Source organism: Paenibacillus solani, assembly GCF_050475945.1.
GTDB classification, from domain to species: Bacteria; Bacillota; Bacilli; order Paenibacillales; family Paenibacillaceae; genus Paenibacillus_AQ; species Paenibacillus_AQ solani_A.
Genome location: NZ_JBCMXJ010000017.1, coordinates 154213 through 168078, shown reverse-complemented (window position 1 = coordinate 168078; position 13866 = coordinate 154213). Strand labels below are relative to the sequence as shown.

The window sequence follows — 13866 nt, the reverse complement described above, 5'->3', positions numbered from 1 at the left end:
CGACACAGAGGTTTTTCTTTTTTAATGAAGAGGTCATAAATCGACAAGTGTAGAACTTATATATCGAATACTGTTGAAGGCGGTGTGATGAATTGACAACGAAGATTTACTTTTCAACAAATCAACTGGGCCATGTTACGGATGAACAGCTTCAAGCGATGCTGAACCGGTTCAATTTGGGTACGCTTGTTTCGGCTCAGAAAACGTCTAAGGGTGTTGGGAATCAAACCTTGTTCGTTGACACCGAGAGTGGGAGATATGTATTGAAAGGAAATCCCCTGTATGAGGAGCAGTTAATCGAAGAAAAATTTTATGTGGAGCATTTGCTTAAATACACATCACTTCCTGTATCGTCTCCTTATTTGGTAGATGAATCAGTGGATATATTTGGCTGGAGCTATGCGATTATGCCTCGCCTTGAAGGGGTATATATGAATGACCCTATTTATCGAGCAAAATCTAGCGAAGCAGACCAAAGAGAAATTGCAGCCATATCAGCGAAGATATTAAACGAAATGCATACTTGGAACGTAGAGCAATACGGCGAACTCAACCCAATGACAGGCACGATCCGCCCCTTCGAAGGATCTTATAAAAAGTGGCTGTATCATCGTATAGGGTATTGGCTTGATGATGCTAAACAGTACTCGGTCATTTCTCCAAGTGATATGAAATGGGTGGAAGGGGTTCTGAGCGACTCGGAGGAGGCCTTCGATCGTTTATGTAAACCTACTTTTGTTATGGGCGATTTCAAAGCGGACAATATGCTGTTCCAGTATGACAAGGCCCGGCTGGAGTGGAGAGTCAGTGGCATTTTTGATTTTACGACGGGGTATTTTGGTGATGGTGCGGCAGATTTGCCTAAAATGGTTATTATGTACATAGAACTAGGGGAACCAGAAGCAGCTCAGCATTTTATTGAGACATACCTGCAAGGATCTGCTGACAAGTCATTTTTTACTGAACGCTTCAGAGTACATATGCTGCATCAGTGTATTTTGAATTGGGGATGTGCACATGCAATCGGCCAAGTTACTTGGGATTCAGAGCTCTCTTTCGCGGAATGGGCCAAAATGTATGTGTATGCTGCCGATTTTCTATAGGTTTAAGAACTACATAACCGTAGATAATGTGAGGTCAGGACGTTATTTTCGTACCATTTGATTGCTTGTCGTCACTGTAAAGGATTGGTATTTAAAATTAACTTTGAAAAATCCCAAATTTGGGGGTGCTGATGTATAATAATCGGTATCAGGAGGTGCAGTGTATGAGCGATATTAACATTTTTGGCCATCAAGCAGTATTTGAACATGTATACAAAAGTGCTCCAATTGGCATTGCCCTGGTTACGATTGAAGGTAATTGGATCAGCGTAAATCCGGCGGCTTGCAAAATGTTTGGCTACACTGAAGAAGAATTGATGGCACAGCCGGCAACCGAATATATTTATTCTGATTGTATAACTAATAAAGATAAGCTGTTTCGCTCTCTGGATGAATCATCCTCCATTAATGCGGTGGAGAAGCAATTCGTACATAAAGATGGCAATGTCATCTGGGCTTCGATGCATGTTTCTCTGGTACGTGACGAACAGGATCAAACCCCGTTGTTCTTCATTTCCCAAATTGTTGATATAACCGACAGCAAGGTAGCAGAGCAAAAGCTCCAGGAGAGCATTGAGCGCTATACCTCGCTGAAAAAGTATAATCACGATGCCATCATCTCATTTAATCTGGATGGGAGCGTTCTTAACGGGAACCAGATGGCAGAGCAGTTGACCGGTTATAAGATTCCGGAATTAATAGGCACCCGAATCTCCAATCTGATCGGCGAGCGCAATCTTTCTCGCGTGCTCTCCTCCATGGAAGATTACGCTGCTGTCGAGAAGGCCATTAACGTTATCCATCATAAAGATGGACACACAGTAGAAGTGCTCGCCACCCTGGCGCCGATCGTCATTCATAACAAGAATGTAGGCTACTACATTATTGCTAAGGACATGACAGAACAGAAAAGGCTCATTATTGAGAAGGAAGCAGCCGAGAAGACGAATAAAGCCAAGAGCGAGTTTCTGGCAATGATGAGCCATGAGATCCGTACGCCAATGAACGGTGTAATCGGGATGACGGATTTGATTCTGGACACTGAGCTGGATGCCGAGCAGCGGGAATATGTTCAAATCATTAAGAAAAGCGGGACAACCCTACTGAATATCATCAATGACATTTTGGATTTCTCAAAAATCGAATCTGGCCGAACCGAGCTGGTGGAGGAAACATTTAATATAAGAATGGCTCTGTCCGAGACGCTGAACATGATTCTCCCGAAAGCGCTGGAAAAAAATATTGAGGTGACCACTTCAGTAGCCTGTGATGTTCCACCCCAGGTTTACGGGGATATGACGAAGTTAAGACAGGTTTTAATGAATCTGCTTACGAATGCCATTAAGTTTACTTCGAATGGATCTGTCTCTATTTCAGTTCAATGTGTCAAAAGCCGGGCCCATTCGGCACTTCTTCAATTCTCTGTCGCGGATACGGGAATCGGTGTGGCAAGTGATAAGGTCGCCCAGTTGTTTGAACCGTTCTACCAAGTGGATCATTATATGACTCGTCAGGTTGAAGGAACGGGGCTGGGGCTTGCCATCTGCAAGAAACTTGTTCAATTGATGGGTGGAGATATTTGGTATGAGCGAAATCCCAACCAGCCAGGATCTATCTTTACGTTCACGGTTGATTTTTCGGTTGAAACGAACGGCTGTAACACGCTGGAGCCTGGAACAGTTCATGAGAATCATTCTCCCGTTAGCGATCTGAAGATTCTGATTGCAGAGGATAATGAGGTAAATCAACTGGTCCTCAAAAAAATGATACAGAAACTGGGTCATAACTCCACTACGGTTACGAATGGACTTGAGGCAGTTGAGGCTTTCAAACGTTACCCGTATGATATGGTTTTCATGGATATTCAAATGCCTTACATGGATGGAATGGAAGCGGTCCGGGTCATTCAAGAATCGGCTCCACCCGACAAGCAACCATATATCGTAGCCGTAACGGCTCATGCCATTAAAGGCGACCGCGAGAAATATTTAGCAATGGGTATGGATGAGTATGTAAGTAAGCCTGTCAGTATGAATGTGATTTCGAATATTATAGAGAAATACCTGGAAGACAAGAATACAGCTCCCTCTTAATACAGACTAAAAGCTCAAGTGAGGTTCACTTGAGCTTTTAGTTATTTCATGTAAATTAATGTGTTATACAACCGGTATTTATTATTGTTTTTGCTGATAGGGATCTAGGCAAAGGAAGGCCAAGGAGAAATATACAGGGTCATCCTATGAAGTGCTGCCCGTCACGCTGCTGCCGTTCTTCGTGATTTTGTATGTGATGATCTCACCGCTCCAGAAATGGAACTTCAGAGTGACATCACCGTCTCGTACCTCATTGAAAAAGGCAGGCTTGAGCGTGATTTGATTGCTTGAGTAGGAAGGGGAGAATGTATATCCAAACTCTTTAAAAGAAGTCCAGTCCTGCGGACCAGCATTACCACCGGTCGTATAAACAGCCTCCATCGTTGCTAGCTGGTCCCCGTTAAATGTCGTGGGAATACTGAATGAATTGATGGTACCCTGTGTGCTGCGCAGTACAGGTTTATCGTTGTAAATGACCTTGATATTCCAATCTGCTCCACGGTTGAACTTGGACGTGAGTACAGCATTTACGCCGAATTGGCCGGATGCAGACAGCCTGGAGAGCAGACTGGATTTAAATGTGAGCGTATTTGCATTTAGGGTATAATCCTGTCCGGCAACGAGGAGCTGGCCATTTGTACGGATTTCGGTCAGCGTGTTGCCGTTCAAGTTCAATGGTATCTTTTTATCCTGAAGGGCAGCTCCTTTTTTTACAAAAACCAAATCGGTATTAGCTGTGGAAGAACGACCACTCCAGCCTGCTTTCATGATGTTATACAGCTCCGGATCATTCCAGCTAAAAGCGGTTCGCTTAAAGTGCTGACCATTGTCCCATAACATATGGGTAATGTTCTTTTGTTTAAGATAATGAGTTAAGTACTCAAAGAACTTCAGCTTCTCTCCATGTTCTATGACGTCCGTGCTTTGATCAAAACCAAGCAACCCGTATTCACCAAGGATGACAGGTATGCCTCTGGCGATAAAGGTATTGTATACATTGTTGAACGTTTGATCGATATCGTTCCGGGTGTCATTTTCAAAATGGGTATACCCTGCGATGTTTACACTGAACGGCCAAAACCCGTAATAATGGACCGTGGCGATGAGATTGGAATCATTCAGCTTGTTCATGGTTTTGTACAGTTCATTCATTCTCTCCTGCGTCGGAGAGGCTTCCAAGGTAGATAATACGAGCGGACGCTTAGCATTGTTTGCACCGGAACCGCGAACAATCTGATGGAACGACATATTCAGCTCATCCAGCATCCGAAATGCTGTTGTCTCGTTGGTTGTTCCCCCATCCGTGAAGCGGGGTTCATTGACGCTTTCAAACATCAGTTTGTTGGAATGATGCTTGAAGCGATTAGCAATCTGAGTCCATATGGCATTGTACTTGGCCATGACTTCATTGCGGTTATTCTCCATATGGCTAATCCATAACCAAGAATCGTGATGAACATTGATCATGACATACAGATCGGCATCAAGTGCCCAATCAACAACCTCCTGGACCCGATCCATGTAAGCAGAATTAATGGTATAATTCGGCGCGCTGCCGATATGTTCATTCCACGTTACCGGAATCCGAATGCTCTTGTAGCCTTGAGCAGCAATTTGATCGATCAGGGCTTTGGTAATGCGCGGATTTCCCCATGCTGTTTCATCCGCTCCTACCGAATCCAGCGAATTGCCAAGATTCCAGCCAGGCTGCATATCTTGGACATAAGCTAGGGGATCACTGGATTGAGGAAGCGCAGACTCCTTTTGGTCTGCCGATGCATAGGAGGGAAACAGAGTGATGAACAGAGCGGCAATCAGGGTCAAGGAACAGATGGATCTCTTTTTCAAATTTATCATTAGCATCTCCTTTGTTAGTGAAATGGTGAATCAGTTTTTAAAAGCGTTTTCTAATATAAATTATCATAATTTTCCATAGGGAAGTACCCGGATTATTTAACTTAAAATCATGTGGATTTTAGTGATGCAAAAAAAAGCTGTTCCTCAGGGTCGGATCGACCCAAGGAACAGCTTTTTGAGGGGTAGTGCTGAGTATTGAAATGTTGACAGTAAACCTTTATGCCACGATTTGCAATTTACGGAGTAGTTGGTGCTGGAGCCGGGAATTTGAATGCTTTAGATGGTTTGGATAACAGAGTAGTGTCTGTCTGAGCCTTTGTATCGGTCTTTAATACAGATAAGACATAGACGGCGTAATCCGCATCATCTTTAATTGGCTTGTTTGCAACATCCACGGATGGGAAATCGACTGAAGCTGAGATGTCTTTGCCAGTTTTCGTTATCTTCATTGTTGTAGCATCCAAGGCGGCTACATCTTTTACTTTGTTTTGATCGAAGTCTTTATCGGTTGCTGGTACAAATAATACTCGATAATGATCTATGCCTGCCTCGTTGATCGCTTTCTTGAAATCGACTTGGAGCTTCCCGTCCTTCAAAATGGCTTTAACATCAGAAGCTTGGAAAGGGACCGGGATGGTGAAATTCTTGGATGCCGGAGACAAGGCATAAGGATCTTTGGTTTTTCCATTTCCTACGACCAGAACATAAACTTTATATTCTTTTCCTTCTGAAATGTCGGCATTGTTTACGTCTTTGGTAGTAGATAATCTGCTCTCAATTTGGCCTGCTTTAGGCTCAACTCCAGAGTATAGGGTGCTGTTTACTCCTTTAGCTTTTTCTAAATCTAGAGTCTCATCAGAGGGGACGGCAATAATTCGATACTGTTTGACCCCAGCAGTTGTTCCTGTGAATTTGACTAGAACATCACTGGCATTTCCATTTGTGGTATCAGTTTTTGCGTCTACACTAGAGGGAGCCTCCAATGTTGTTTTGTTCTCCAATGTTACAGAGTTAGAAGGGTCTGAGAGTGTATTTTCAATACTCTTGCTGTTGCTGACAGACAGTACAAACACACGATATGTTTGTTGGTTAACAATCTCACCTCCGAATGCATCCAGCGTTCCATGTAGGAGATTGTCATTATAGTTAGCACCAGGTGAGACGCCTATGAACTTATCAGATTTGAGTCCACTCGCAATGGCTGGATTAAATTTATCTACATCAGATTCTTTTACCACGATGATTCGGTATTGACTAATGTTTTGTTCGTTGGAAGCTTTTGTGAAGGAAACTTTCAGGTCACTGGCATTACCTTCATCACCTGCATCAATCGCTCGAACATTATACGCTGCTCCTAACTTTTGTACTCCCTGCAGCTTGATTTCGTTTGATGGAGCGGATAGAGCATCACTATAAACAGAGTTTTGATTGCTCACCGATAAGACAAATACACGATAGCTTTGATCATTTCGAATCAGCTCACCATCGGTGTCTTTGGCACTCGCGCCCAGAGTCTGAGTATAACTGTTTCCTTTACTAACTTGTGTGTAATACTGGTTTGATTTCGCTTGATCTAGTGTCAGACCTTTGGATGATTTAGCTACATAAATACGATAGTGGTTAATATTATTCTCTCCACTAGCAGGGGAGAAGGTAACTTGCAGATCACTTCCGTTGCCTGCATTGCCAATATCAGTTGCAGTAATAACCGTAGCTTTTCCGACCTCAGTCATGCCTTGAACCGTAACCGCGTTAGATGCTGATGAGAGTGCATAGTTATAATTCGAATTGTTGTTGCCTACCGACAGGACATAGACTCGATAACTCGAACCTCTTTGAATGAGATCTCCATCAGAGTCTTGGATACTGCTGGCCAAATCCCGTGTGATTGTACTGCCGGTTTTGTTAACTGAGGTGAAATAACGATTATTGTATGCTTGTGCTGCTGTCAAGCTCTTGTCTGATTTAACGACAATGATTTTGTAATAGTCGATGTTGTTTTCGCCAGTTGCCGGACTGAAGGAAACTCTAAGGTCAGTTCCATTTCCGTTATTGTTGGCGAGTGTCAGGTTTGGTGTTGAAACAGGGTTTACATTCTGGTTGTTGTTACTAAGCGTAATCGTTGAGTAATTGGACAAAGCATTATTATTATTCCCTGAATGTCCTACGGACAGGACATATACGCGATAGCTGGTGCCATTGCGAATCAGATCACCGTCAATATCACGGCTGGTGGAATTTAATACTTGCGTTATGTTGTTGCTGCTGTTGTTCTTGTTAACTTGAGTGTAATAGTAACTGTTTTTTATGTTGTTGGCTCTGTACAGATCAAAATAATTGTCGGATGACTTAACAACAAATACCTGATAATGGCTGATGTTGGAACGATCGGACGGCTGATTGAACGATACCTGCAGGTCACGTCCATCATTGTAGTTGTTCACGTCAGTGACTGTCAGATTGGTAACCGCACCCACATTGGAGTTGGAGCTGAGCAGGATGGAGCTTGATGGTGCAGACAGCACATTATTATTGTAGTTATTCTTGTTTACAGCCATGACGAATACACGATAATATACACCGTTGCGGATCGTATCTCCATCTACATCTTTGGCACCCGAAGCGAGCGTCAGGTTGTTGATATTATTGCCCGTTTTGGCGACATAGGTAGAGTTGTAACTGGAGACGTTAATGGCTTTGCTTAAAGAGAAACTGCTGTAGTTGCTGTCCTTCACAACAAGGACACGATACGAATCAATATTGGATTCATCGGATACCTTGTTGAAGCTTATGCGAAGATCACGACCGTCACCATAATCGCTGATATCCGTCACTTGTGTTACGGTTGGTGCTGTTGCGGATCCCGTGTTTAGCGTAATGGAAGACGAACCTGATGACAGATTGCTTGCAATTGCGTTCTCGTTATTGCTGACCGACTGAACAAACAGAGTATATGCGACTCCGTTGCGGATGAGCTCGCCTGATGTATCGCGCGCAGAAGAACTCAAATTAGTGGACAATGTCGTATTAGAAGTGCTGGTTTTAGATACGGTTGTATAGTTTTGGGTTGGAACTGATCTGGCCGCTGACAGATTAAAGCTACCTGCATCCTTCGTTTTTACTGCAAATACGCGATAATTGAGTACATTGCTCTCGTTCTGTGCACGTGTGAAGCTGACCTGCAGATCACGGCCATCGCCGTAGTCGCTCACATCGTTTGCCTTGACATTGGTTGCTCCGTTTACCGAGTTGGTGTTAGTCAGGGTTAATGATGGCGAAGCCGAGGAAAGGGCATAAGTTCCTCCTGACTTACTTACTGCGAGTACATAAGCTTTATAAGCCTGATTATTGCGGATCAGGTCGCCATCCACATCCCTTGAATCCGATGTGAGGGTCTGAGACAGATCCGATCCGGCTGGATATACCGTTGTATAAAAAGCTGAGGACAAGCGCTGTGCCTCGGACTGAGTCAAGCTCTTGGATTGCTTTACAATCATTACGCGGTAATGGGAGATCGATGATTCGGTGGATGACTTGGAGAAGCTGACTTGTAAGTCACGTCCGTCCCCGGCATTGCCGATGTCCCGAAGGGTCACATAATTGACTGGTGCAATCTCGGTATTATTATTTTCATTTCCGCCTGTAGAGTTCGTTGTTGTGATGGTTACCGTTTTCGATTTGGAATTCCAACCGATCTTTTGCCCCAGGGCTTCGCTGACGAAGCGAACCGGAACCATTGTGTTGCCCTTTAAGTTTTTTGCTGGAACGTCCAGCTTTACCGTTTGATTATTGATGGTAGCCGTCTTGGAGTTGATCTTCAGAATGACGGTTGTGCCATCCTTGACCGCTGTGACGGTTTGCGTTTTTTGATTCCATTTAACCGATGCGTCCAGGGCTTCGAAGATGGATCTCATCGGAAGCATGACGCGTCCTTGAATCATAACCGGTGCTTGAGGCGTATTCAGCCTGACACCATCAATCAAGACGCTAATGTTCACTGCCGCATGCGCCTGTGTTTGGAACATCATAGGAATTAACAGTATAGCTGCTAGCAGGGCAGTCCATAATCTTTTCACACACTCAACCTCCCAAAATTTTCTTTGTTATTATTTTCCTCAACAATAAGACGCATCCGACGAGAATAAAGTTTCAACGATCTATTGGAGATTTAAAAATATTTATTTAAAAACCATCATAAACGATCGCGTTGGACTCCAACCTCACTTATTTTGGATTGGATTCTCACCCACAAGTTGTATTCCTTAAAGCCAAGGGAGTGAACAAAGGATGAGTATTCTCTTCCTATGACAGACATCTTTAACGATGGATTACTGCCAGAACTGACGAAAAGAATCTGTTGAAGTCTTTCAGGATTCCGGGAGCAGCACTAGTAATGCCTAGTAATGTCTAACAATGCCTTCAATTTGGGGTTCAGCCCGGGGTGCTTTCAAATTTGGAACATTCTGTGACATAGTCTTCACTGAGGGAGTTGTCTTTTCTTTCGATGATTTGTTTATGCTACACTGGTTGAAAGGCATTTTCATTGATTAATTGATTGATAACAAGGAGTCTAACAACGGGGTTTGTACAATTATGAGACAAAGTACAATGGTCAACATAGCTGATGGACGGGTCCTTATGCGGTAATTATCCAGCAGCTTGAGATCGTAAACGCTGTCTCAAGGATTACATAAGTTTACATAACGATTCAAGCCGATATTACAAGCAGCAGTAGGGAGTGGAGTGAAATGGCTTTTGTGAGCATGAAGGACGAATACAAACGCTATCGAATGGGAGAGACCACGATTGTTGCCAATGATGGAATTAACCTCGAGATCGAAAAAGGCGAGTTCGCAATCATTGTGGGTCCTAGTGGTGCCGGTAAATCCACGGTGCTGAATATATTGGGCGGCATGGATACGGCGGATGAGGGAGAAGTATTGGTGGATGGGACGGATATTGCCAAGTTTAACAGCAAGGAATTGACTGGCTACCGGCGCAATGACGTCGGATTTGTGTTTCAATTTTACAATTTGGTTCCCAACCTGACGACAAAAGAAAATGTGGAACTTGCTGCGCAGATTTCTCCCCGGGCATTAGACGCAGAACAAGTACTGCGGGATGTTGGGCTGGGCAATCGCCTGGACAATTTCCCGGCGCAGTTATCCGGAGGAGAACAGCAACGGGTTGCGATTGCCAGAGCTCTCGCCAAGCAGCCGAAGCTGCTGCTGTGTGATGAACCCACTGGTGCACTCGATTACATTACAGGGAAACAGGTACTTAAGCTGCTGCAAGACACATGCCGTCATACCGGAACAACGGTGATTGTCATTACGCATAATTCTGCCTTGGCGCCGATGGCAGATCGTGTTATCGAGATCAACAATGCCAAGGTTCGAAAAACGGTGGTTAATCCGAATCCCGTTTCTATAGACGACATCGAGTGGTAGGGAGATACGGATGATGAAGAGGAGAGCGTTATGGACTGATATTTTCCGGGAAATATCACGGACGAAAGCTCGGTTTCTGTCCATTTTTGCCATTATTATGCTTGGCGTGGGGTTTTTCGCCGGCATCAAGGCCACTGGACCGGATATGTTGGATACGGCAGATCACTATTATGATGATTTAAAACTGATGGATCTCAAGGTTCAATCTACTTTAGGCTTCAAGCAAAGCGATATAGACAAGCTGAAACAGATAACAGGGGTAGATGTGATCCAACCTGGTTACAGCGTTGATGTATCACTCGGTGACAGCGGAAAGATCGCGAAAATCCTCTCCTATGACCCAGGAAATAAACTGAATCAATATGTGCTTACAGAGGGACGAATGCCTGTAGCTGCAGGAGAGATTGTCATCGATGCAGGAGACCGCGGAAATGAATTTAAATTGGGAGATGAAATCACCTTTACCCATCCAAATCAGGAAGTAGACCTGCGGGAAACGTTTGATAACCTAACTTATAAAGTCGTGGGAAAGGCGAAGAGCCCGCAGTATATCAGCAGCATGAGCCGAGGGACAAGCAATATTGGAAAAGGGACGTCGGATGTGTTTGCAGTTATTCTGGAGAATGACTTTAAACTGCCCGTATTTACGGAAGTGTATATGAACTTCGAAGATACGACAGGAATAGCTCCTTATACGTCTGAATATGACGAGAAGATCAGCAGGCATAAGGAAGCTGTTGAACAGAAGCTCGCGGATATGCCGCAGGAACGGTTGACCGAGATCCGTGCAGAAGGACAGAAGAAGCTGGATGAGGCCAAGGACAAGATCGAGAATGCCAAAAGTCAATTGGCCGATGCGGAGCAGGAGCTGAAGGACGCGAAGGTCAAGCTAAGTGAAGGCGAGCAAGAATACCGCGATGGTTTGAACAAGCTACAAGCTGAGCTCGCACAGGGGCAAGCCAAGCTGGATGAGGCGGCAAAAAAACTCGACGAGGTCAGAGCGGAACTGAAACGGAATCAGCAGCAGTTGGAACAAGGGCTGTCCCAGCTTAAAACGGGTCAAAGTCAGCTGAATCAACAGAAGTCGGAGTTAGCCCCGAAGCTGTCCCAAGGACAGGAATTGGCAAAAAAGCTGCAGCAAATCTCCGGATTAGATCCGAAGGTTATACCTGAAGAGCAGAGACAAGAGCTGCTCGCAGCTGCTCAGGCAGCCGACCCCAAACTGGGAGGAGCCACAGCAGGATTCATGGAAGGCGGACTGGATGGTGCTGCTTTGCAACAGGCAGCCTCTGCGTTCCAGAGTGGTTTAAACGAAGCTTCACTGCAGCTGGACAAGGCGCAGCAGAAGCTGGATGCAAGCCGGGCCGAGCTAAATCAAGGGCAGGCCAAGCTTCAGCAAGCTGAGAGTCAACTCGTGCAGGGTGAGGCTTCATGGAAGCAAGGGACAGAGGAGCTGGCTGCCGCCAGACAAGAAGGTGAAGCCAAACTCGCGGATGCGAAAGCGGATCTAAGCCGCGGGCAGGAGGAATACCAGGAAGGACTTGAGAAATTTAATGAAGAAAAAATAAAGGCTGAGCGGGAAATCGCCGATGGCGAGAAGGAACTCACGAAGGGACAGAAGGAGCTGGAACAGCTTGAGCTGCCCAAAGTCTACGTCATGGACCGCAGCGTCAATCCGGGATATACCGAGTACAGCGATAATGCGGATCGCTTAGCTTCCATTGCGACGGCTTTCCCCGTATTCTTTTTCCTAATCGCGGCCCTCGTCAGCCTGACAACGATGACCCGGATGGTCGAGGAACAGCGGCTGCAGATCGGAACTCTGAAAGCACTCGGATACAGCAACCGGGACGTGATGACAAAATTCCTGGTCTATTCAACACTGGCCAGTGTGGCCGCAGCAGCGGCTGGCCTAGCCGTCGGCTTCACAATGTTTCCTTCCATTATCTATAATGCTTATGGTGCTCTATATAATCTGCCAGATGTGAGAACCCGTTTTTATCTCAGCTACAGCATCATTTCTATTGTGGTGGCTGTGCTCTGTACGACCATGACAGCTTATGTGGCTGCGCGGGTGGAACTTCGGAGCAACGCTTCAGTGCTGATGCGCCCAAGGGCGCCCAAGAACGGATCCCGGATATGGCTGGAACGATTGCCTTGGGTTTGGGACCGGCTCGGTTTTATTGGTAAGGTAACCGCGCGGAATCTATTCCGATATAAACAACGAATGTTTATGACAGTCTGCGGCGTTGCCGGTTGTACGGCGCTAATTCTGACCGGGTTCGGCCTCAAGGATTCTATCGGGAATATGGTACCGATGCAATACGGCAAAATCATGCAATATCAAGCTATGGTTGTATTCCAAGAAGATAACGGTGACAGCGGTGTGCTGGAGGAATATAACAAGCTTATATCGGATACGTCGGAAATTATGGATACATTGGATGCTACCCAGGAGGCGATGACGGCATCAGCCCCCGGGGTGAACACTCAAGATGTGAGTCTATTCGTACCGAATACGCCGGAGAAGATTAATTCGTTTATTATACTGGAATCACCGGATAAGGAGCAGCAGCTCCCATTGACAGATGACGGCGCCATCATTACGGAGAAGCTGGCCAAACTGTTCGATCTCAAGGTCGGCAGCACGTTCACCATCCAGAACAGCGACAATGATCCATTTGAAATACGTGTTGCCGGGATATCGGAGAACTATACCCTGCATTACGTGTATATGACGCCGAAGTACTACGAAGAGATTTTTGATGCGAAACCGAAAGTGAACAGTCAATTGCTCAGGTATGACATGATTGATCCGGGATGGGAAGACCAGCTTGGAGAATCGTTAACCGCCAGCAAACGGGTGGCGATGGTCAGTTTCACGAGCGGTGTAAGCGATGCGTTCAGTGATGCGATGGACAGCATGAATTTGGTGGTGGTTGTCCTGATTGTCTCTGCTGCGGCCCTCGCGTTTGTTGTACTGTACAATCTGACGAATATCAACGTATCCGAACGGATACGGGAGCTGTCAACAATCAAGGTGCTCGGCTTCTATGATAAGGAAGTAACGATGTATATTTATCGCGAAAATATGATTCTGACGGTATTCGGAATAATAGGAGGCTGTGTGGGAGGTGTGTTCCTGCACAGGTTCGTGCTCCTGACTGCCGAAGTGGATGCAATGATGTTCAGTCCCGTTATCCACGGAATTAGTTATGGTTATGCGGCGCTGTTGACGTTGCTGTTCTCGGCCATTGTCATGGCCTCCATGCATGTAAAGCTGAAGCGGATCGATATGATTGAAGCATTAAAATCGGTAGAATAGAGCAGGTTTTAGCAAGAGAGTCCTATTTAAGGAGAGCA

The 13866-nt window shown here is 45.3% G+C and carries 6 protein-coding genes; 4 read left to right on the top strand and 2 right to left on the bottom strand.

The features are described from left to right. Positions 1-92 precede the first annotated feature (92 nt). Together ABEQ74_RS22645 and ABEQ74_RS22640 are read left to right on the top strand one after the other, a co-directional pair. Positions 93-1103, top strand: a complete 1011-nt coding sequence (locus ABEQ74_RS22645) for a phosphotransferase family protein (RefSeq protein WP_430124422.1) — start codon at positions 93-95, stop codon at positions 1101-1103. A 164-nt stretch (positions 1104-1267) separates the two neighbouring features. Continuing rightward, positions 1268-3196, top strand: coding sequence for a PAS domain S-box protein (locus ABEQ74_RS22640; RefSeq protein ID WP_430124421.1), 1929 nt, complete (start codon positions 1268-1270; stop codon positions 3194-3196). Positions 3197-3340: 144 nt separating this feature from the next. On the opposite strand, the gene ABEQ74_RS22635 is transcribed toward ABEQ74_RS22640, so the two are convergent. Both ABEQ74_RS22635 and ABEQ74_RS22630 read right to left on the bottom strand, forming a co-directional pair. Then, a complete protein-coding gene (locus tag ABEQ74_RS22635) occupies positions 3341-5053 on the bottom strand; it encodes a cellulase family glycosylhydrolase (RefSeq protein WP_430124420.1) in 1713 nt (570 codons plus the stop codon). Between the two features lie 236 nt (positions 5054-5289). After that, positions 5290-9129, bottom strand: a complete 3840-nt coding sequence (locus tag ABEQ74_RS22630) for a stalk domain-containing protein (RefSeq protein WP_430124419.1) — start codon at positions 9127-9129, stop codon at positions 5290-5292. 672 nt (positions 9130-9801) lie between these two features. Here ABEQ74_RS22630 and ABEQ74_RS22625 point away from each other — a divergent pair. Then, positions 9802-10503: an ABC transporter ATP-binding protein gene (locus ABEQ74_RS22625; RefSeq protein ID WP_430124418.1), complete on the top strand. Its 702-nt coding sequence runs from the start codon at positions 9802-9804 to the stop codon at positions 10501-10503. Between the two features lie 10 nt (positions 10504-10513). Then, a complete protein-coding gene (locus tag ABEQ74_RS22620; protein ID WP_430124417.1) occupies positions 10514-13828 on the top strand; it encodes an FtsX-like permease family protein in 3315 nt (1104 codons plus the stop codon). Positions 13829-13866 lie beyond the last annotated feature (38 nt).